This is a genomic window from Arthrobacter terricola (genome assembly GCF_004354015.1).
GTDB classification, from domain to species: domain Bacteria; phylum Actinomycetota; class Actinomycetes; order Actinomycetales; family Micrococcaceae; genus Arthrobacter; species Arthrobacter terricola.
The window spans coordinates 113,793-133,254 of sequence record NZ_SMRU01000005.1; the positions used below are offsets into that span (position 1 = coordinate 113,793).

At 64.9% G+C, this 19,462-nt stretch carries 19 protein-coding genes; 9 read left to right on the plus strand and 10 right to left on the minus strand.

Annotation, left to right across the window (positions count from 1 at the left end; all coding sequences use genetic code 11):
- Positions 1–26 precede the first annotated feature (26 nt).
- Both E1809_RS05695 and E1809_RS05700 read right to left on the minus strand, forming a co-directional pair.
- On the minus strand, positions 27–680 hold the full coding sequence (locus E1809_RS05695) for a DedA family protein (RefSeq protein WP_133203252.1): 654 nt from the start codon (positions 678–680) through the stop codon (positions 27–29).
- Positions 680–1,489 (minus strand): phosphatase PAP2 family protein, encoded by an 810-nt coding sequence (locus tag E1809_RS05700; protein ID WP_133203253.1) that lies wholly within the window; start codon positions 1,487–1,489, stop codon positions 680–682. Before E1809_RS05700 ends, E1809_RS05695 begins: the two co-directional genes overlap by 1 nt.
- A 173-nt stretch (positions 1,490–1,662) precedes the next feature.
- On the opposite strand from E1809_RS05700, the gene E1809_RS05705 reads away from it, so the two are divergent.
- The 3 genes from E1809_RS05705 to E1809_RS05715 are packed head-to-tail and all read left to right on the plus strand — an operon-like array spanning position 1,663 to position 4,266.
- Complete coding sequence (locus E1809_RS05705; RefSeq protein ID WP_133203254.1) at positions 1,663–2,448, plus strand: alpha/beta fold hydrolase; 786 nt, start codon at positions 1,663–1,665, stop codon at positions 2,446–2,448.
- A gap of 27 nt (positions 2,449–2,475) precedes the next feature.
- Positions 2,476–3,372: a hypothetical protein gene (locus E1809_RS05710; protein ID WP_133203255.1), complete on the plus strand. Its 897-nt coding sequence runs from the start codon at positions 2,476–2,478 to the stop codon at positions 3,370–3,372.
- 54 nt (positions 3,373–3,426) lie between these two features.
- On the plus strand, positions 3,427–4,266 hold the full coding sequence (locus E1809_RS05715) for an IclR family transcriptional regulator (RefSeq protein ID WP_133203256.1): 840 nt from the start codon (positions 3,427–3,429) through the stop codon (positions 4,264–4,266).
- Here E1809_RS05715 and E1809_RS05720 read toward each other — a convergent pair.
- On the minus strand, positions 4,263–5,744 hold the full coding sequence (locus tag E1809_RS05720; protein ID WP_133203257.1) for a purine-cytosine permease family protein: 1,482 nt from the start codon (positions 5,742–5,744) through the stop codon (positions 4,263–4,265). The genes E1809_RS05715 and E1809_RS05720 overlap by 4 nt on opposite strands.
- 187 nt (positions 5,745–5,931) lie before the next feature.
- Between E1809_RS05720 and E1809_RS05725 the strand changes: the two genes are divergently transcribed.
- Positions 5,932–7,383 carry a purine-cytosine permease family protein gene (locus E1809_RS05725; RefSeq protein WP_133203258.1) on the plus strand — a complete coding sequence of 484 codons (1,452 nt, stop codon included), beginning with the start codon at positions 5,932–5,934 and terminating at the stop codon, positions 7,381–7,383.
- A 22-nt stretch (positions 7,384–7,405) separates the two neighbouring features.
- Here the strand turns inward: E1809_RS05725 and E1809_RS05730 are convergent, their stop codons facing one another.
- The 3 genes from E1809_RS05730 to E1809_RS26555 form a co-directional block, all read right to left on the minus strand.
- Positions 7,406–9,001, minus strand: coding sequence for an arylsulfotransferase family protein (locus E1809_RS05730; protein ID WP_133203259.1), 1,596 nt, complete (start codon positions 8,999–9,001; stop codon positions 7,406–7,408).
- A gap of 87 nt (positions 9,002–9,088) precedes the next feature.
- On the minus strand, positions 9,089–11,017 hold the full coding sequence (locus tag E1809_RS05735; RefSeq protein ID WP_133203260.1) for a multicopper oxidase family protein: 1,929 nt from the start codon (positions 11,015–11,017) through the stop codon (positions 9,089–9,091).
- 19 nt (positions 11,018–11,036) lie between these two features.
- Positions 11,037–11,495 carry a DUF6220 domain-containing protein gene (locus E1809_RS26555; protein ID WP_165962212.1) on the minus strand — a complete coding sequence of 153 codons (459 nt, stop codon included), beginning with the start codon at positions 11,493–11,495 and terminating at the stop codon, positions 11,037–11,039.
- Between the two features lie 348 nt (positions 11,496–11,843).
- Here E1809_RS26555 and E1809_RS26560 point away from each other — a divergent pair, with 348 nt between their 5' ends.
- The 3 genes from E1809_RS26560 (at position 11,844) to E1809_RS05750 (ending at position 15,044) form a co-directional block, all read left to right on the plus strand.
- Entirely contained in the window at positions 11,844–12,017 is a 174-nt protein-coding gene (locus tag E1809_RS26560; RefSeq protein ID WP_165962213.1) for a hypothetical protein, read from the plus strand.
- Positions 12,018–12,373: 356 nt separating this feature from the next.
- Positions 12,374–13,240 carry a flagellin N-terminal helical domain-containing protein gene (locus E1809_RS05745; protein WP_235835467.1) on the plus strand — a complete coding sequence of 289 codons (867 nt, stop codon included), beginning with the start codon at positions 12,374–12,376 and terminating at the stop codon, positions 13,238–13,240.
- A gap of 238 nt (positions 13,241–13,478) precedes the next feature.
- A complete protein-coding gene (locus E1809_RS05750; RefSeq protein WP_133203262.1) occupies positions 13,479–15,044 on the plus strand; it encodes an APC family permease in 1,566 nt (521 codons plus the stop codon).
- A gap of 58 nt (positions 15,045–15,102) precedes the next feature.
- Here the strand turns inward: E1809_RS05750 and E1809_RS05755 are convergent, their stop codons facing one another.
- Positions 15,103–15,645 (minus strand): AMIN-like domain-containing (lipo)protein, encoded by a 543-nt coding sequence (locus E1809_RS05755; protein WP_133203263.1) that lies wholly within the window; start codon positions 15,643–15,645, stop codon positions 15,103–15,105.
- Between the two features lie 442 nt (positions 15,646–16,087).
- On the opposite strand from E1809_RS05755, the gene E1809_RS05760 reads away from it, so the two are divergent.
- Complete coding sequence (locus E1809_RS05760) at positions 16,088–17,890, plus strand: HNH endonuclease (RefSeq protein WP_374102652.1); 1,803 nt, start codon at positions 16,088–16,090, stop codon at positions 17,888–17,890.
- 150 nt (positions 17,891–18,040) lie between these two features.
- Here the strand turns inward: E1809_RS05760 and E1809_RS26565 are convergent, their stop codons facing one another.
- From E1809_RS26565 to E1809_RS26570, 3 genes are all read right to left on the minus strand, one after another.
- Positions 18,041–18,217, minus strand: coding sequence for a hypothetical protein (locus tag E1809_RS26565; protein WP_165962214.1), 177 nt, complete (start codon positions 18,215–18,217; stop codon positions 18,041–18,043).
- A gap of 87 nt (positions 18,218–18,304) precedes the next feature.
- Positions 18,305–18,607: a DUF4193 domain-containing protein gene (locus E1809_RS05765; RefSeq protein ID WP_133203264.1), complete on the minus strand. Its 303-nt coding sequence runs from the start codon at positions 18,605–18,607 to the stop codon at positions 18,305–18,307.
- 140 nt (positions 18,608–18,747) lie between these two features.
- On the minus strand, positions 18,748–18,924 hold the full coding sequence (locus E1809_RS26570) for a hypothetical protein (RefSeq protein WP_165962215.1): 177 nt from the start codon (positions 18,922–18,924) through the stop codon (positions 18,748–18,750).
- Between the two features lie 201 nt (positions 18,925–19,125).
- Here E1809_RS26570 and E1809_RS05770 point away from each other — a divergent pair, with 201 nt between their 5' ends.
- Positions 19,126–19,443 (plus strand): hypothetical protein, encoded by a 318-nt coding sequence (locus E1809_RS05770; protein WP_133203265.1) that lies wholly within the window; start codon positions 19,126–19,128, stop codon positions 19,441–19,443.
- Positions 19,444–19,462 lie beyond the last annotated feature (19 nt).

A 19,462-nucleotide genomic window follows, 5' to 3' on the forward strand; every position in this document is an offset into this window, starting at 1 on the left:
GGTCCATTCTTCCCCGACGTGCGGGACTACTCGCCCGCACGCCCGTCCACGGCGCCCACGGTGTTGTCTTCAGTATCGGCAGCGGCCGCTGCAGCCGCCTTCCGGCGCTTCAGGAACTCGACTCCCCACGGCAGCACCGAGACCAGGACCATGATCACGGCGATGACGTCGATGTTCTTGGCGACAAACTCGAAGTGGCCCAACCACGCGCCGAGCAGGGTCACGGATGTTCCCCAAATCACGGCCCCCGCAATGTTCCACAAGGTGAAGGACTTGTAGCCATAGCGCGCAGCACCGGCAGCCAGCGGGGCGAACGTCCGCACCACGGGAACGAAGCGGGCCAGCACGATGGCCGGGCCGCCACGCCGCGCGAAGAAGTCCTCGGCCGCTTGCAAGTGGGCGGTTTTCATGACTTTGGCGTCATCCTTGAACCAGCGCCTGCCGAACCTGCGGCCCAGCAAGTAGCCGACCTGGTCCCCCGCGACGGCGGCCACCGAGACGATGGCGATCAACACCGGCAAGCCGACCTGCAGTTGCTGGTGCAGCAGTCCCGCGGTGAACAACAAGGAGTCACCCGGCAGGAAAGGGAAGAGCAGCCCGGACTCGATGAACACAATGAGAGCGACGATGCCCAAGGCTGCGGGCCCGAGGCCCTGGAGGAGAGTCGTAGGATCAAACATCAGGCTCCCCTGCCTTCCGGCGTGCCGTCGGCAATCGCGAGCCCCGGCGTAGCACCCCGCGCTGCGGCTTCGCCCTCCGTTGATCCCAGCAGACGCCGTTCCAGGATTCGTGGGGCGTACCGGTTCCAGAGCCCGGCCAAAGCGACGACGGCGGCAGTGGCGGCGAAGAAGGACGCGATCACATCACTGGGATAGTGGACCCCGATATAGAGCCTGGACCAGGCGACAACCACCGCGACGATGGCCCCGGCCCACGCGGTGAACGTGGCCCAGCGCGTTCCCCGGACCAGGAAGTACACGGCGAACGCGAGCGCTACGGCGAAGCTCGTGTGTCCGCTCGGAAAGCTGTTGGAACCCGTTTCAGGGGCAAGGGGGTCAAACAGCAGGGCGGGATTCGGCCGGTGGCGGGCAACGATGAGTTTGAACACTTCGCTGGCCGCCCAGCCCGAGCATGCGACCAGCACGAACATGGTTGTCCGGACCAAGGATTTGCGGACCGCGAAAAGATACAACGCGATCACGAAGATAACGCAAGCTCCGCCAACAGGCCCGAAGAGCGTATTGATGGTCATCGCCACCGCCGTCAGCGCCGCGATGTGGTGCAGGCTCAGGTCCTGGTCCACGCCGAGCTCGCTGGTGGTCACGCCCGGCATCGTTTTCACAGTGAAGCCGATGGCGAGGACCAACGCTGAGAGCACAATCGCCCACAAGAGCCAGTATTTAGGCTGCGGCAGCAGCGGCACCCTTTCGCGGACGACGGCGGAAGCGCGGCCTTCCGGGGAAGCGTTCCGGTTGACGGGTAGTGGCATGAGATTCTCCAGCTCGGGGTCGCGGCCGTTGGCGGCCTGTTTCCAGCTTCCCCCCAGCCGTTTAAGAAGCTCTTAAGAACTTCCAGGCGGGCTGCAAGAGCTTCCCCTTGACCCCGTGCGGAGGCGGCACGAGAGTTGAGGAACTATTGTCGGCTGATTCAAAGGATTTTGGAATGTCCGAATTTGCGAACTCGAAAGACGGAACCCGCATCGCTTACGAGCGGCACGGCGACGGACCGGCAGTCATCCTGGTGGGGGGAGCCATGCAGTTCCGGGGGTTCGATCCCACCACGGTGGAAATGGGAAAGCAGCTCGCCGCACAAGGCTTCACTGTCTTGAACTATGACCGGCGCGGCCGGGGCGAAAGCGCCGAGACCAGCTCATTCACCTTGCAGGACGAACTCGACGACCTCTCCGCACTCATCGAGGTCGCCGGAGGCGAAGCCGCGCTCTACGGAAGCTCGTCCGGCGGCGCCATCTCCTTGGCGGCGGCAGCGGCCGGACTTCCCGTCACGAAGCTGGCCCTCTGGGAAGTGCCGCTACGGGCCGAGCTGGGCACCGACGGCGCAGAGTTCCTCGCCGGCCTTCGCGAGCGCATCGGTTCCGGAGACAAAGCCGGCACCATCGAGTACTTCATGAAGGACATGCCGCCGGAATGGCTGGCGGGCGCCAAGAACAGCCCGGGTTGGCCGATCATGATGGAAATCGGCCCCAGCCTCTCAGCGGATTCCGAATCCCTCGCTTGGACCCAATCCGCGCCGCGCGCCGAGCTTTGGTCCGGCGTCAAGCAGCCCACCTTGGTCCTCCTCGGCGAACAAACGCAAACGATCATGACGGAAGCGGCCGACGCAATCACGGCCAACATCCCGGGAGCCGCCAAGAAGACCATTCCCGGCGCAAACCACAGTTGGGAACCGAAAGTCATGGCGGGCGCTCTGGCTGAATTCTTCGCCGAGTAGGACGCCGAGCGGGCTGGTGGGCTGAGCGTGGAGGACCTGGCAGGGATCGCCGTCGAGCTCTATACCTTGGTTCCGTCCGCGTTCACGGCGGCCAGGAGCGCCCGTGCCAAGGACGCCAAATCGTCCGGGGACAAGGAACTGGCGCAACAGATCACGCGCCTGCCCAAGCCCTCGACGTCGGCGTGGGCCGTCAACCTGCTGGTGCGGAACCGTGCCAAGGAGTTCGCCGGGGTCTTGGAACTCGGGACCGCGCTCGTGGCGGCGACCGAGCAACAAGACGCCGAGCGCCTGCGTGCACTCGGCCAGCAGCGCCCGCGGGTGCTGGCTGCCGCCGTCGAGCAGGCCAGGAACGCGGCCGAAGGACAGGGCGTCAAGGTGAGCGGCGCTGCCGCGATGGAAGTCGAGGCGACCCTGCGGGCTGCCATGTCCGATCCCGGCGCGGCGGGCGCGGTCCGCAGTGGGCGGTTGGTGCGGGCGTTGTCGACGGACGGGATCGAGGCCGTGGACCTCACTGACGCCGTCGCGGTGCCGGATTCCTTGATGGAACCGCTGCCGGTTCCGAGCGTCCCTAGCCCGGTGGAAGCGCCCGACGACGGCGGGCCGGAGCGCGTCCGTGCGGAACGCGAACGCGAGCGCGAAAAAGCGCGGGCGGCACTTGCGGAAGCCGAAAGGACTGCGGAGGAGGCCGACGTCGAACTCGCCAAAGCGGAGCGGGAAAAGGACGAGGCGATGCGCCGCGGCGAACGGCTTGCCGCTGACGTCAAGGCCGCCAAGGACAGGCTTGCCGCGCTGCAGCAAGAGCTCGCGTCGACGGAGTGGGCTGTGACGATGGCCGAGCGGAACCGTAGGGTGGCGGCCCGTCTGGCCAGCCAGGAACGCCGGACCGCGGAAACCGCGCGAAGACGGCTTGAGGGATTGCTGTAGGCGGATGCGGCACCAGTCCGATATACCGGACAATTGGCGGCGTATTCTGGGACGATGAACAGTCATGCCTTGCGGCCGAAGTCGCCCGCCGCGACGCAAGTGTTGGCGGTTCTGAGGTACGTCGCGGGACAGGCCGGGCCGGTCAGCGCGTCCATCATTGCCCGCGATGTTGGCCTCCCCCGCTCCACCACCTACCAACTCATTGCTTCGCTGATCGACGATGGGTTCCTGGTCCACCTGCCCGAGGAACGCAAGTATGCCCTCGGAGTGACCGCCCATGAGCTCGGGACAGGGTATTCGCGGCAAGCTCCGATCCAGCGAATCGCACGCCACCCGCTCTCCCGGCTCGTCGCCCGGACCCGGCGGACCGCTCATTTGGCCGTGATGCACGGCCGTGACGTGGTGTACGTCATTGAGGAACGTGCACCACGCCAACGGCCCCTGGTCACGGACACGGGCGTCCGGCTCCCTGCCCACCTGACCGCCAGCGGTCGGGCGATGATGGCCCAAATGGACCCCTCCCAAGTGGCAGCGCTCTTTCCCGGCCCGGAGGCCTTCGCAGAACGCCACAGCAACGGTCCGCAGTCCTTGCCCGCATTGCAGGACCTGTTGGCGCGGGCCCGGTCACTCGGATACGCATGGGAGCAGGACGAGGTCACCGAAGGGTTTTCCTCCGTCGCCGTCGCTGTCCTCGACCGGCAGCGCTATCCCGTGGCCAGCGTGACGCTGACGGTGTCGAACCGTGCCTTTCCCGGCGGCACACGGCGCCGAGACCAGGACTCCGAGACCGCCGAAGAACGGGCAATCCGCATCGAAGACCTTGCGCGCGAATGGGTTCCGGAAGTCACGAGGTGCGCCAGGGAAATTTCCCGAAGGCTCGGCACCCAGGCCTAGGCTGTCGCGGTGTCGGCCACGGAGCCCTCGAGGGAATCGTTTGCGTCCGAGCCGAGTTCCGTCGGGTAGATCATGTGCGACGGCGCCGTGGAATTCCGCTTCGCCAAGGGGTAGAACACCAGCGCCGTGACCACGAGTCCCACGAGCCAGGAAATATCGGCACCGCCCAGCAAGTCGGTCATGGGGCCGGTGTAGAGGGTCTGGGCGAGGAACGGAATCTGGGCAACGATGCCGATCCCGTAGCTGAACAGGGCGGTCTTGTTCCAGCGGCCATAGCGTCCGTTGACGTTGTAGAGGGCCGGGATGTCCACCTTTTCCTTGGAAATGAGGTAGTAGTCCACCAGGTTGATGGAGCTCCAGGGGATGAACACCATGAGCAGGAGCAGGACGAAGTTCTTGAAGTTCGCGATGAAATCGGGCGACGCCAGCACGGCGATGAGCACGGAGAGTCCAATGAAACCAATGACATAGGCGAAGCGAGTCCAGGAAGCGACCACTGACTTGCGCGTGAACGCCGTGACCGAGGTCAGCATGGTCATGTAGCCGCCGTAGGCGTTGAGGGTGTTGACGGTCAGCTTTCCAGTCACGATGACCAGGTAGATGACCACCGCGATCACTCCGCCGCCGCTCAGGTTTCCAAGGAAGGCGACCTGTCCGTCCAGGAAGCGGGATCCCTTGGGCAAGGCCAAGGCGGCAAACAATGCGCCAAGCGTCATGGACCACTGGGAACCGAGCACGGTCCCCAGGTAGGCCGACATGAACGTCTTGCGCGCCGGGGTGCTGGCGGGCAGGTACCGGGAGTAGTCGGCAACATACGGGCCGTAGGTCAATTGCCATCCGGCGCCCAGCGAAATGGCCAGCAGGAAGGTGGGGAACTCGAAGGTGCCCGGGGCCAGCAGCGCGCCGACGTCCTGGCTGGCGAGCAGCTTGATGCCAAGGTAGGTGAAGCCGAGGACGCCGACAATGGTGGCGATCCGGCCGAGCATGTGGATGTATTTGTAGCCGAGGGTGGCCACGAGCACTGTCAGCGCGCCGAAGAGGACCATGCCGACGGCGGGAGTGCCGGTCTGCAGGATCTGGTCCACGGCCTGGCCCGCGAGCACGGTCCCGGTGGCGGCGAATCCGAGGTACATGACAACCACCAGCACCAAGGGAATCACGGCCCCGAAAATCCCGAACTGCGCGCGGCTGGAGATCATTTGCGGCAGGCCGAGCTTCGGTCCCTGGGCTGCGTGGAGCGCCATGACCGCACCGCCCAGGAGGTTCCCGAGGAGGAGGCCGATGATCGCCCACAAGGCGTCGGCGCCGAACAGCACGGCCAAGGCGCCATCGACAATGGCCGTGATCTGCATGTTCGCTCCGAACCAGAGCGTGAACTGCTGGGCCGGAGAGCCGTGCCGTTCATTTTCCGGGACAAAGTCAATGGAGCGGCGCTCTACGCGCGCTCCGCTTGTTCCCGCTTTTCCTGTGGCTTGCATGCCTGATCCTCACTTTGGCAACCAAATTCCGATGTCCCCAACTGAGAATCAATCAGAGCATGCGATGTGACCGTGATCACCGGAAAGCGCTGTTTTCTTGTCCGATATACCGGACGATAGACGCCGGCCTACTCCCGTTGTGCTAAACCAGAGCAAGGATGCATTGCGGCGTCTAAGGAGATGCACCATGAGCGCGATGACGGACAAGGGATCGGGCCGCGGACTGGAGGTCCGGTCGATCGACTACGTACCGCTGAACGAGCGGCACGGCAAGGTTTCGCACATCGGACCGCTATGGTTCGTCAGCAACGCCCAGATCGCCACCCTCGCCGTGGGACTCATCAGCATCACCACTGGTGGCAACCTCATCTGGTCCTTGCTCGCGATAGCCATCGGGGTCCTGGTCGGCACGCTGTTCATGGCAGCCCACTCATCGCAGGGTCCCACGCTCGGCTTGCCGCAGATGATCCAGTCCCGCCCGCAATTCGGCTACATCGGCGCCCTGCTGGTGTGGCTGTTCGCCTATCTGCAATACGCCGGATTCAACATCTTCAACACCATCCTCGCGAGCCAGGCAGTGAACGAATCGATCAACGTCGGCTCGGAGACCCTCTGGCTCTGGGTGATCACCATCATTGCCGTGGTTGTGGCGCTCTTCGGTTACGACCTCATCCACGCCTTCGAGCGCTACCTGACCTACTTGACCATCGCCATGCTCGCATTGCTCACGGTGGCAGCCTTCAAACTCGCCATCCCCGCCGGTGCCTACAACCTGGCCGACTTCCACCTCGTCCCGTTCCTCGGCCAATTGGGAGTTGCCGCCGGTTACCAGATCTCCTGGGCCATCTACGTCTCGGACTACTCCCGTTACCTTCCGCCGTCCAGCGGACGCGGAACCTTCCGGTGGACGTTCTGGGGCAGCGCCCTCGGCGGTATCTGGGTGATGTTCCTCGGTTCGTACATCGGCGCGGCCGCGGGCGAGAACTTCGAGACCATCGGCTCCATCAAATCCACCGCGGACCAACTCTTCGGCGGGTTCGGCGCCATCGCCTTGTTCATCGCGGCCCTGGGCTTGTTGTCCGTGACCGCCCTGAACATGTACGGCGGTTCGCTCACGCTGATCTCGTCCATCGATAGCCTTCGCCAGATCCGGCCCACGTTGCGGCTCCGGATCATCACGATCGGCATCACGGCCCTCATTTCCGTGGTCCTGGCCAACCTTGCGTCATCGGATTTCCTGACCAACTTCAATGACTTCCTGCTGCTGGTCCTGTACTTCTTCATTCCCTGGACCGCGGTCAACCTCACCGACTACTTCATTGTCCGCAAGGGCCACTACGCCATCGCGGAGATCTTCAAACCCGACGGCATTTATGGACGGTGGGGTTGGCCCGGAATCATCGCCTACCTCGTGGGCTTCGCGGTGATGATCCCGTTCTTCTCTGCGGGCAAGCTCTTCGTCGGGTTCATTGCGCAGGCCATGCAGGGCACGGACATCTCCTTGTTCGTCGGATTGCCGGTCTCGGCCGTGCTCTACTGGCTGCTCACCAGGCGAATCGATGTGGAGGGCGAGACCCGGCTGGCCAAAGCCGAGGCCGAAGCGCTCGAGGCCGCGGCGCACGAACACATCCTGCCGTAGCGCGCCGCGCGGCCAAGGCCCCTCAGGTGGCGATGACCACCGACCGTGCCAGGACGTTGCCGGACTTGTCCAAGGCCTCCACGGCCGCCCGCGAAGACACAGCAACCGCCGTCGAGGTCTCGAATCCACGGTGCGGAACCGTCACCGCTTCGGCCATCGCCTCTGGTGCGCTCTCCGTCAGGAACCTCCATTTGGCGACCTCGGTGGCTCCATTCCAACTCGCGTAAAGCTGCATGGTGGATCCGTTGCCCGGGACCGCGGCGATGTCCGGGAGCGTGTCCGGCCGGCCCGTCCACGCGGAGCGGTACGACCGGTAGGAAGCGTTGCCGAGGCCCGTGGCCTCGAACACTGCATTGCCGTCGGGCGTGAACTCGGTGACCGCGGGATCTGCGCCCCAGCCGACGAGGACGTGCCCGTTGTCCAGGAATTGCACGTTCCCTTCGGCATCGCCCCGGTGGCCGCCCCTGCTGAATTCCTGGTGCACGACGGCGGTCCGCGCCTTCTCGTCGACGGCCAGCAACAGTCCGCGGGACGTGCCGGTGTTGCCTTGGTTGTAGTGGTTGTCGAACATGCTGATGATGCCGTTGGGCCGCCGGCGGACATCGTGCTGCCACGCGAAGACAGCGTTCGCCGGCATTGTGAAGTCGCTTCGCTTTCCGCCGAGTCGCCATTGGATTTTCCCGTCCGGACGCCCCACGAGGTAGGCCGTGTGGGTGTGCCGGGACGACACCAGGAGGTCGGCGCCGCTCTCGTCCACGGAATTGAGGTGGAACGGATCGTAGGCCTTGGATGCGTCGGAGCCGTTCGCGTTGGCGTTGTCCGAGGCGCGCAGGTAGCTCTCCGTGATGTCGATGTGCTCGGAAGCGGTCCAGTCGAAAAGGACAGCGCCGGAGCGTATGGCGATCTCCTGGACGTGGCAATCGAACATGTACCCCTGGGCCGGTCCGCCCACGGAGGTCAAGTCATGCTGGACGGTCGGGTAGGAGATCATCAAGGCGGTTCCGGCCGAAGTGATGGTGAACTCGTGGAGATCGGCCTGCTGTCCGTTGCCGGCATTGACCTCGGCGATGGTGCGGTAGCTGGCGTCCTTGATGATGCCCTTTCCTTCGCCGTGTCCTCCCTTTCCAATCCCGGTCCAGTAGGTCAGGACGGGTTTGCCTTCGAACGTCTGCACGCGAAGGTCGGTGACACCGGAACCAGTGGGTTCCATCCACACGGGTTCACCCCGATTGTCCATGATGAGGCCGTTGGACCCGTTGCCCATCGGGCCCACGAACAACAGTCCCGAGCCGGTAGGGCCGGTGGTCCAACTGGCAACGCGGGGTGCCGTCAAGGCGGTGGAAACAAAGGAGACGGCCGGCTGCGGAGCCGCCGAACCTGTGGGTGACGACGACGGCGATGGTATCGGCGTTGCTCCCCCAACGGGAACGGGAGCCGAACCGGCGGCTGCGCCCGCACCGGGCAGCAGCCCCGTCCTCGCGATGCCGACGCCGACGAGGATACCCGCGCCAGCCACCCCTGCCCCGGAGAGCAACTTGCGCCGGCTCAGCCTCCATCGGGCCTCGGGGCGATCCCCAGTTTCGCTGTCATGATTCTCTACTGCCGGACGCTGTTCCACCTTCTCAGAATAGAACCGGAAGACCGAGGGGTAGCCGGACGAAGGCTGCGAGTTTACTGGGTGCGCACCACATGCTCGCCGCACCGCTTACTCCGGGTGGTTCCGCGAACCGCCGTCGTGGTTGTACGGCGAGGAGATGCCGCCGTACGCGAGGTGGAACATCATGCCGTCCCGCGCATGGGAGAGGTTGTGGCAGTGGTCCATCCAGATGCCCGGATTGTCCGCCGTCAACAACACAGTCCACACCTGGCCCGGCCGCACCTCGAGGCTGTCCATCCGCAGGTCCGCCGAGACAGCCCGGCCATCGATCGAAAGTACGCGCACGTGGTGGCCGTGCGGATGCATCGGATGCACGTCGTCGCTGCGGTTGACGATGGTGACCTGGACCTTGTCGCCCTCTTCCACCACAAGCGGGGTGATGTTGGGGTACACGGCTCCATTGACGGTGAACGCGAAGCGCGGGACGCCGTCGACGAAACGGATCAGGTGGTCCAGGACGTAGGTGGCGGAAGTGTTCGCGGTTGGCGCGGGATTCGCCGCGGGCGGCCCGTACGTCGCGAGGTCCAGTTCGGGGCCGGACACGAACCGGGCCGCCGGGACCGCTGCCGAGCCGGGCGGAACGAGCGAGAGGCCACCCGCGCGGGCGCCTTCAAGCGCGAGCTGCACAGCGTGCCCGGGCATGGTGAGTTCGACGTCGTAGCGTCCGCCCGCGGCCAGCGGCAATGCAGTGCCGCTCAACTCGCCGCCGTTCACCGCGCCGAGTGCGCCGTCGGCGGTACCGAGTTCGCCGCCGTCGACCGCTGCGAGCCGGAAGGACACCCCGGCAACACTGAACCGCTGCGTCGTTTGGTCGGTGTTGATGATCCGGAGCCGCACCCGTGTTCCAGGCGCCGCGTCCTGCGTCCATGTGGCTGAGTGGCTCCCAAAGAGCGTCGCGCCGCCGAGGGAGTGCACCGGGACGGACAAGTCAAGGACCCCGGGAGCGGGCCCCGCTGGAGGGTCGACAATGAGCGCTCCGTAGAGGCCTTTCGGCACGTTGGCAGCCGCGTTTTGGTGCGTGTGGTACCAATACGTCCCGGTCTGCGCGGCGGGGAATTCGTAGGTGAAACTTCCGCCCGGCATGACGGCGTCCTGCGTCACTCCCGGCACGCCGTCCATCGCATTCGGGACGTCGTAGCCGTGCCAGTGGAGCGTCACTCCGTCCGGTACGTCGTCGTTCACGAGCGTGACTTTGACCGTTTCACCTTGGGTCGCGCGTAGTTCCGGACCGGGCAGGGAGCCGAACGTGAGGGCGTCAACCCGGGTGCCGTCGTCGAGCGTGACGCGTTCGCTGCGTGCGTGGAGGGTGAACTCACGGACGCGGGCGGTTCCGGCCGGAGCGCGAAGCGTGTCCACGCTGCGCTTGGCGCCCGGAGCGGCCCCTGTTCCGGCATGGTGGGTGGCGCTGAACGACGACGGCGGTGCGGCCCTGCTGTCCATCCACGAAACCGCGAGCGCACCCACGAGCACCACCACTCCCAACGAGCCCGTGGCGACGCTCGCGCGGTTCCGCCACCCACGCCGTACCCCGAGGCTTCCGGCGGCGCTTGCGAGGACCGCCAGTACGGCGAGGACGGCGAGCGCGAGCCAGCCCGACGGGGTGCCGAGCGTCAGCACCGCGAGGAGTCCCGCCGTCGTCAGGGCCGCAGCCGCGATGAGTCCGGGAAGGACGACGACGGCGGCGCGCCGTGCGAGCGTCAATGTGGCGGTTCCGATCAACGCGCCCGGGATGGTGAAGACGAGGCAGCCCACGACCCGGTCGCCCACGAGTTCGCCGCGTCCCGTAAGGAGGACGACGACGCGCACGACCGCGAACAAAAGGCTGAGTCCTGCGCACGCGGAAACCGCCCAGGCCGGAAGCCAGGAAGGGATGGTTGCCCGCGCCCGCATCACGGACGCGGCGAGTGCGCTGATCCAGGAGGCCGCGCACAACGCGGCGAGGATCAGGTCGACGCCGAGGACCGCCGAAGCGGGCACGGGCTTCTTAGCCTTGCGATCAGGAGGAGGCCGCGAGCGGCTCCTGCGTCCTGGCCATGACGGCGCTTCCCGTGCGGTCGAGCCGACGGGCGCGGAGCATGAGCCAGTACGCCGAGAAGATGATCAACAGGCCGGTGACTGCGTGGATGGATACTGTCCAGGCTCCCGGGATGCTGGGATTCTCCGCGCTCGCTCCCGTGAGGATGCCGCCCACGATGAAGACGAGCAGCTGGACCCACGTCAGGAGGAAGATGCCGACCGTGAGCCAGATGGTCGACTTCCCGGAGCGGGCGAGGGCGGCGAACAGGATGGCCAGCAGTGCGAGGGACCGCATGACGATTTGGCCATTGAGCATGTGCGGAGTGAATGATTCCTCGCCGATGAGCCTCTCACTGAAGGCTCCGAACGCGGCGAGGTAGATCTGGACGATGGTGTCGAGGAACAAGAGCATGCTGACGATGAGCAACGTTTTGCGCATTGTCACTCCTTGGGGGCGGGGTGCGGGTGCTGTTTTGAGCGGGTGATGACCTCGGCCTGCACCCCCCAGTGCATTGCGGGCCGGAACGGCGAGCCGAAGCGGGCGTTGGGGAAGGCGCGCCGCAACGGTAATGCAGGATATACGCCCAAAGTTAAGCCCGAGCCTGGTATTGCGGCAAGCATCGGCGCGCCGCAAGCGCTCCTACGGGAGCGCCTAAGCACGCGCCTTGCCAAGGTTTGTGACTCATGCCATACTTTGAGTACGTTCACAAAATGAACATGACGTTCAAGTTTTGATTTAGGTTTGAGTAGTAATCACTGGATTGCCAGCTTCAGAGAGGAAGCCATCATGGCCATCGTGCACCGTATCTCCGCCCCCTTTGTTTTCCGCAAGCCCGCCGCCCGGGTCCACGCGCCGCGACCGGTCAGCGTGGACCCCGGCCACCGTTCATCGACGATGAGCTGCGCTCCGTGGGAAGGCCTGTACTTCGAGCAGGAAACCGCCGAAGCACAGGACAAGTAGCGCTCCCCTAGCTCTTGAGGTTGCTCAGCTCCTGGAGCACCTCGCCCGAGGTAGTGATAATGCGGGCGTTTGCCTGGAATCCCCCGGCTCGGCAACAGCTTCCTGGATGCCGGCGTGCGTTCAACGGGCGCCCAATCCGGTTACGCCGGCCTCCGCTCCACTGAACTGCAGAGGATCAAGACACCCCTCGGCGAGCCCGGACCGGCCGGGATTTCGACGGCGCTCCACGGCTTTTGGTCATCGGGGCAGGGAGTCTCCAACCACCCGGGCGAGGCAGCTTCCGCCAGTATCCTCCTCCAGGCCGGCACCACGCTTCGCTGGGTGGCGGGACCGTCGGGGACAACGCCGACGGCCCCGTGGATGTCTTCATTGGCGGCAATGCGCTCGTGTCCGGAACGTCGCACCGTGATCTCGCCTTGGCCGGCCAGCCGACAATGGGCGCGGGCGGAGGCCCGGTCCAGTTGGAATGGGCGGACCGGCCCGGCGTCGCGGTACCGCTCGACGGCGGAAAACTCGCCGGTGCGGTCTCCTTGCTCGCGCGGGCTTCCGGCGGCACGGGAGGCGCAATCTCCGAAGCCGCGGCCGCTTGCAACGCGTTCGCGAACAAACCAGCCACCACCAATATCCTCAATCGGGTGCGGGACCTCACGATTCAGGCCGCGAACGGTTCCCTCACCGACCCCGCAAAGGAGGCGATCGCCGTCGAACTCGAAGGCCTCAACAAGGACCTGCTGTCCCAAGCGAACACGCAATACCTGGGGCGGAATATCTTCGCCGGAAGCTCCGATACCTCCGGCGCGTTCAACAACGCGACTCCCCCGGTCTTCAACGGAACGCCCGGGAGTACCGTGGAGCGCAGGATCGACGCCAACCAGACAGTGCGGGTAGACGCCGACGGCGGCGCGATCTTCGGTGACGGCGCCGGCTCCGTTTTCGCGCTGGTGAGCAACGTCGTCGCGGACATCCGCTCAGGCGCGAACGTGAGCGCCCGCTTACCGGCGATCGCGGACAGGATCAACACTGTGATCGCGGGCCGGACGGAAGTAGGCGCGCGCCAGGCGAAGATCCTGAGTGCGCAGGACACGAACGACGGCATGAAGCTCACGCTGGACGCGCAGCGCTCCGGCATCGAAGACGCGGACATAGGAAAGGTGGTCCTGGACTTGAAGCTGCAGGAAACCAACTACCAGGTGGCCCTCGCGGTTACCGCGAAAACGCTGTAGGAGGAAACCTTTCAAGGGCAGGGCCGGTATTGGCCCTGCCCTTTCGCGTGCCCAAACAATTTTGGTCGAATTCCGGAAACCCCTTGCGCCGTGGCCGCTCGGCGTCCATACTAAATGAACGTCATTCATTTAGTGACTCCCGTCTCGTTGATGACCCCCTGGGAGGGAAGGCCCGGACATGCCCCGAAGCCAGCACCACCCCGCAACAACCCCCGGCCATCTAGAAAGAGCCAAATACATGACTCAAACAATCCGCCCAAGTGCCAGGAAAGCAGTAGAGGCGCACGATCCCGCCGGCTCCGAGCACGGCATTACCGGCAAAGGACTCAAGACGGGGCAGTTGGGGCTCCTCGCCGTCGTCGTCCTTGGTATTTCCTCCGTGGCACCCGCCTATAGCCTGACCAGCTCACTGGGCCCGGCCGTCAATGCCGTCGGCCTGCAATTGCCCGCCATCTTCATCGTCGCGTTCATCCCGATGATCCTGGTGGCCTTCGCCTACCGCGAGCTCAACGCCGACTCGCCGGACAGCGGAACCAGCTTCACCTGGACCACCAAGGCCTTCGGCCCGTTCATCGGATGGATGGGCGGATGGGGCCTGCTGGCAGCAAACATCATCGTCTTGTCCAACCTCGCCGGCGTCGCCGTGGACTTCTTCTACCTCTTCCTCGCGCAAGTATTCGGCAATCCCGGACTTGCGGACCTCACCTCCAACAAGCCCCTGAACATCGCCACCTGCCTGACGTTCGTGGCATTGGCCGTCTGGGTCAGCTACCGGGGCCTGCACGCTACCAAGCTCGTGCAGTACGCCATGGTGGGATTCCAGGTTGTGGTGCTGGGCGTCTTCATCGTCATGTCCCTCACCCATGCAGCCTCGGGAGACACTTCGACGGCGATCGCCTTCAGCTGGGATTGGTTCAACCCTGGCAAGATCAGCAGCTTCGAGCAGTTCGCAGCGGGCATGTCCCTCGCCGTCTTCGTCTACTGGGGCTGGGACGTCTGCCTGACTGTCAACGAGGAAACCAAGGGCGGCAAAGGCACTGCCGGCAAGGCTGGAACCACTACCGCCATCGCCGTCCTGGGTCTCTACATCGCCGTGATCGTGGCAACCATGATGGTTGCCGGCATCGGCGGCGAAGGCATCGGCCTGAACAACCCGGACAACCAGTCCAACGTGTTCGCCGCGCTGGCTTCGCCGGTCATGGGGCCGCTGGCCATCCTCATGTCGCTCGCCGTGCTCGCGGGAACCGCCTCGTCCCTGCAGTCCACCATGGCCTCCCCCGCCCGCAGCCTCCTCGCGATGGGCCACTACGGCGCCTTGCCGCACCGCTTCTCCACGGTCAGCAAGCGCTACGGCTCCCCGGGCTTCGCCACCATCATGGCCGGAGCAATCTCGGGCGGCTTCTACGCCATCATGAAGGTCGTCAGCGAAAACGTCCTGAACGACACCATCCTGGCGCTCGGCCTGATGATCTGCTTCTACTACGCCTTGACCGCCTTCGCTTGCGCCTGGTACTTCCGGCACAGCGTATTCAGCAGCGTCCGTAACTTCTTCATGCGCTTGCTCTTCCCGGTGATCGGCGGCGTGGTCCTTACCCTGGTCTTCATCCAGACCGCCGTGGACAGCTGGTCCCCTTCCTTCGGCAGCGGATCCGAAGTCTTCGGCGTCGGGCTGGTGTTCATCATCGGCGTCGGCATCCTGGTCCTCGGCGCTGTGTTCATGCTGATCATGGCGCGGGTCCGCCCCGGATTCTTCCGCGGCGAAACCCTCCGCAAGGACACCCCGGCGCTTGTAGTGCCGGAGTAGGCCTCAAAACGACAGAAGCCCTGTTCCGGGAGTTCCCGGGGCAGGGCTTCTGCGTTGCTCACCACCGGTGCGCAACGTCCACTACCAGGCGCGTTCCCTCTCCCGGTCCGGCCAGCGTGAAGACCCGGAAGGGCAAGCGGCCGCGTACTCCCAGTCCAAGGCTCGTGTAGCCCTCGAAGCTTCCCGCGAAGGCGAGCTGTCGGAACGCGGAATAGCCGGCGACGTTGGCGAGCTCAGACCGATCGCCCGGGTTGTACGTCGACTGGCCATCGGAGTACGCCGGAGCATTGACAGTGATTTGCAGGAATGCGTTGCCCCTCAGCTCCACCGGAAGTCCTGATCCATCATGGAACACTTGCGGAACATACTTCACGGAGTAGCCTGCGACACTGCCGTTCAGGTCAACCACCAGCCTGTCGAAGCAGGGCTGCTGGCCTGTCCTGACGTTCACCACTTGGGCCTGCGTCAACCCTGGGCTGGACTTCGCCAACGATCCCCAGGTGATGCCGCAATACGGAACAGCCGAGGCCGCTCCGGGACCTACGAATCCGAGTCCGACGGCGAGCAGCAGGGCTGCGAACCACGCATTGAACTTCCCCATTTTTACCCACTCCCTCTAAGCGCTTGAGCGAATTGATAATCCAAGGGTAGGAGTGGCCGGGCCCTTTCAACGCGGCTGTTTCCGCTTCGGTCCCCAACCGTTAATACCGCCTGCGCAGGGTCACGGAGACACCATCAATCGGCCTCTTGTACGCGCAGTTCCTGGGCTATTGCGCCGGTTCGCGCCCCGGTTCGTTATTGCACATAACAGGCTTCAAAGCCTAGAAAGCGAGATGGTCGACGAGATTGAAGGAACGGACTTTGCCGACGCGCAGCACGGGAGCGCCTTCAGGTGATGGTCCGAGCGGGCAAGTCGACGACGCCCGCCACAGTGCCGTCGCTTGAAGCGCCGGTTTTTAAAAACGAGAGCCGGTTTTTCAAACAAGAACCGCGCGGGGTCGGGCGGGGCTTATTTTGTCGGGGGTCCGTGGAAGGCTTTGGGTATGGACGGGATTGGGGGATCGGTTTTGCAGACGCGGCAGCTTCGGGCGGACATGCCTTCGGGTGATGGTCCGCGTGATGCTGCCGTTCGTGGTGCCGGGTCGCCGATCGCCGCTCTTCCCGGGACTGATCCCCGTCCTGCTCCTGGTGCAGATCCGTTCGCGTTGATCGAGGCGGCGATCGCGGCGGTGGTTGCGTTCCGCCCCGGCACCGGCACTAGTGACCCAGATATCACCGGTACCACCGATATCGCGGGGGTGGGTGGGGAGTTGATTGCTCAGTTGCGCCTGTTGGAGGATTTGAAGTCCGCGATCGCCGGGGCGCAGGCCAGGATCACCGTCGCGTTCGACACCGCCCGGCGCCGCGCCCACGCCAACCTGGGTGTTCCTGCCGCCGAGCGGGGCAAAGGCGTCGCCGCGCAGGTGGCCTTGGCGAGGCGGGAATCCCCGGCCAAAGGCTCCCGCCTCCTGGGTCTCGCCAGGGCTCTGGCGGTGGAGATGCCCCGGACCCTGGCCGCCCTGGAGACCGGGCAGCTCAACGAATGGCGCGCGACGCTGCTGGTGAAGGAAACCGCCTGCCTCACTGCCGTGGACCGGGCCGGTGTCGACGCCGAACTGGCCCCCGACACCGGAACCCTTCACGGTGCCGGAGACCGTGCCGTCATCGCCGCCGCCCGGGCGGCCGCGTACCGACGTGACCCGGGCTCGGTCACCCGCCGCGCCGCCCGCGCCGTGACCGAGAGGCACGTCAGCCTGCGCCCGGCCCCGGACACCATGACGTATTTGACCGCGCTGCTGCCCGTGGCCCAGGGCGTGGCCGTGCACGCCGCCCTGTCCCGCCACGCAGACACCCTCCGCTCCGGCGGGGAGGCCCGCTCCCGCGGACAGGTCATGGCCGACACCCTGGTCGAACGCACCACCGGCACCCGGGCGGGGATCACCGGCATCGACCTCCAACTCGTCATGACCGACCGCACCCTCCTGCAAGGCCACAGCGAACCGGCAAGGATCCCCGGCTACGGCATCGTCCCCGCCACCTGGGCCAGAACCCTCCTCACCACCAACCCCGGACCCACCGAACACCACCCCGAAACCAGACACAACGGCGAAACCGGAGACGGGCAAGAATCCGGTGAGGAAACGCGCCAGACCGGACAGAAACCCAGTCCCGGACGGAGAAGCCGATCCGGAACCGGCAAAGACGGTCAGGCCCGCCAGACCAGACGCAGCCGGCAACGCGACGCGGAAGCCATGCGCTCCGCGGTCGTCGGTGCGCGGCGCCCCGGACCGGAGGATTCCCGGTCCGGGGAACCAGAGTTCAGGGTCTGGTTGCGGCGGCTGTTCACCGCGCCCGGCAGCGGGGAACTCGTCGCCGCCGATTCGAAGGCCAGGCTCTTCCCGCCCGGGCTTAGGCGCCTCATCCAGGTCCGGGACAACACCTGCCGCACCCCGTACTGCGACGCGCCCATCAGGCACCTGGACCACATCCTCGCCTGGCACCTGGGCGGAACCACCAACCAAAACAACGGCGCAGGACTGTGCGAAGCGTGCAACCACACCAAAGAACTCCCCGGCTGGTCAACCCGCACCCACAAACCACACCCCGGCCGCAGGCATGCCTTCGAACTCGTTACCCCCACAGGGCACAGCTACCAATCAACAGCCCCGCCCCTGCCCGGCACACCCCACACCCCGGACCCGGACGTCCAAATCTCACCCTTCGAAACCGCCGCCCTCTACAACTGGGACGACTGGAACCACCAACACAACCCAAACCACCAACCACAACTCCGCAAACCCGCCTAAAAGGAATCAGCACGCCCAAACACGGCCAGCCGGCACCTACAAAACGGCAATGCCGGAAAAGTCCTTGGGCTGGCATGACTCGCCAAAACTGACGTGCTTGGGGACGATGTCGTCGAATTGAAACGGCCACGCAGAAAACCCAGTATCTGATTATTGAGCGATTAACCAAGGAGGAAGGGGCAGGTTGAGACGGGTCAAGAGTCGTTCGAGAGTCGCCTCAACGAAGATGTCCTCTGGTTCGACAACGTCTTCGGCGGCCATCATCGCTAGGACTTCTTCAGCAGAAATTTCCTTGCCTAAACAGTTGCCGCCCAATTGGAAAAACATGCTGATTCCGCGCAACCCTCACCCAATAAACAAAAAAGCCCCGCCGGACTGTCTTCCAGCCCGGCGGGGTCGATGTGTTTGTGGGATTTAGCCTTCGCACTCGCGGCAGTATTTGAGGCCGTTCTTTTCCAGTGCGATCTGGGACCGGTGACGGACCAGGAAACAGGATGAACAGGTGAATTCATCGGACTGCTCCGGAACGACAATGACGGTCAGTTCTTCGCCAGAGAGATCTGCACCCGGGAGGTCGATGCCCTCTGCGGTATCGTTCTCGTCGACGTCGATGACAGCAGTCTGGGCACCGGTGCCGCGCGACGCCTGAAGGGCCTCGAGCGACTCGGAGGAAGACTCTTCTTCGGTCTTGCGTGGGGCGTCGTAATCGGTAGCCATAGTGGGTTCACTTTCGTTGCTGCATAGTGCCTTTCAGGCACCTCAGTGAAGCAGTTTAGGGCATACTACATGCCATCAACGAATAGTGTGTCCAACAAGACATTTCGCCCCTCAAAACCCCCGGAATTCCGCTCATTTCCTTAATCTGTGTCGCGGATTTTCCGTGCCCTGGCCTCAGCGATCGCAACGCCGCTGAGGGCTGGCAGCCACCCGTACCGAGTGGTTTCGGTGGCACCGGACGCACCGAGATCCGCCGCATCGTAAAAGTAGGCAGCCTCAATCCAGGCGCTGACCTTGGGCATGATGGATAGGATCATGCGGCCACGCTATCGGCGCGCTGCGCAGTCACCGTTTCCGGACCGTCACGGTTGTGTTAATTAATTCGATAGCACGGTCTCGGCGCCCACCGATCTGAGGCGACCGCCGCCGCCGCGCAAGCCCGCCGCCGCCGCGTCAGCCCGCCGTCGTACTCAACGCCCGCCTCCCCGCAACCCGACCAATCCGCGGGATAATGGAATATGGCCAATCAAGATCTGGATCCTTGGGATGAGTTCGACAAGCTCAAGCCCGCGGGACGTGATCGCGTCGAGGGCATCCCCGGCGGCGAGCCACAAGGTTTCGGTTTCCGGACCGGCGTTCGCAGCGCACGGGTGGCGTTCGGCTTCGCCGTCTATGCCCTGGCCCTCGGCACCGTGCTCGTAGTGACCGGTGCCGCCGTCTTCATCAGCCGGGGCGAAGTGCTGTTCCTTGCGCTCATGGCGCTTATCGAGGCCGCCTTCATCTACGGCTTCATCCAGTTGGCCCACCAGGCTCGGAACCGCCGCGCGAGCCAGTAGCCGCGCGAGCCAGTAACCG

What these genes read in the sequence shown, in the direction of transcription:
- E1809_RS05695 (WP_133203252.1), bottom strand. Translation starts at nt 680, where the DNA reads ATGTTTGATCCTACGACTCTCCTCCAGGGCCTCGGGCCCGCAGCCTTG.
- E1809_RS05700 (WP_133203253.1), bottom strand. Translation starts at nt 1,489, where the DNA reads ATGCCACTACCCGTCAACCGGAACGCTTCCCCGGAAGGCCGCGCTTCC.
- E1809_RS05705 (WP_133203254.1), top strand. Translation starts at nt 1,663, where the DNA reads ATGTCCGAATTTGCGAACTCGAAAGACGGAACCCGCATCGCTTACGAG.
- E1809_RS05715 (WP_133203256.1), top strand. Translation starts at nt 3,427, where the DNA reads ATGAACAGTCATGCCTTGCGGCCGAAGTCGCCCGCCGCGACGCAAGTG.
- E1809_RS05720 (WP_133203257.1), bottom strand. Translation starts at nt 5,744, where the DNA reads ATGCAAGCCACAGGAAAAGCGGGAACAAGCGGAGCGCGCGTAGAGCGC.
- E1809_RS05725 (WP_133203258.1), top strand. Translation starts at nt 5,932, where the DNA reads ATGAGCGCGATGACGGACAAGGGATCGGGCCGCGGACTGGAGGTCCGG.
- E1809_RS26555 (WP_165962212.1), bottom strand. Translation starts at nt 11,495, where the DNA reads ATGCGCAAAACGTTGCTCATCGTCAGCATGCTCTTGTTCCTCGACACC.
- E1809_RS26560 (WP_165962213.1), top strand. Translation starts at nt 11,844, where the DNA reads ATGGCCATCGTGCACCGTATCTCCGCCCCCTTTGTTTTCCGCAAGCCC.
- E1809_RS05750 (WP_133203262.1), top strand. Translation starts at nt 13,479, where the DNA reads ATGACTCAAACAATCCGCCCAAGTGCCAGGAAAGCAGTAGAGGCGCAC.
- E1809_RS05755 (WP_133203263.1), bottom strand. Translation starts at nt 15,645, where the DNA reads ATGGGGAAGTTCAATGCGTGGTTCGCAGCCCTGCTGCTCGCCGTCGGA.
- E1809_RS05760 (WP_374102652.1), top strand. Translation starts at nt 16,088, where the DNA reads ATGGACGGGATTGGGGGATCGGTTTTGCAGACGCGGCAGCTTCGGGCG.
- E1809_RS26565 (WP_165962214.1), bottom strand. Translation starts at nt 18,217, where the DNA reads ATGTTTTTCCAATTGGGCGGCAACTGTTTAGGCAAGGAAATTTCTGCT.
- E1809_RS05765 (WP_133203264.1), bottom strand. Translation starts at nt 18,607, where the DNA reads ATGGCTACCGATTACGACGCCCCACGCAAGACCGAAGAAGAGTCTTCC.
- E1809_RS26570 (WP_165962215.1), bottom strand. Translation starts at nt 18,924, where the DNA reads ATGATCCTATCCATCATGCCCAAGGTCAGCGCCTGGATTGAGGCTGCC.
- E1809_RS05770 (WP_133203265.1), top strand. Translation starts at nt 19,126, where the DNA reads ATGGCCAATCAAGATCTGGATCCTTGGGATGAGTTCGACAAGCTCAAG.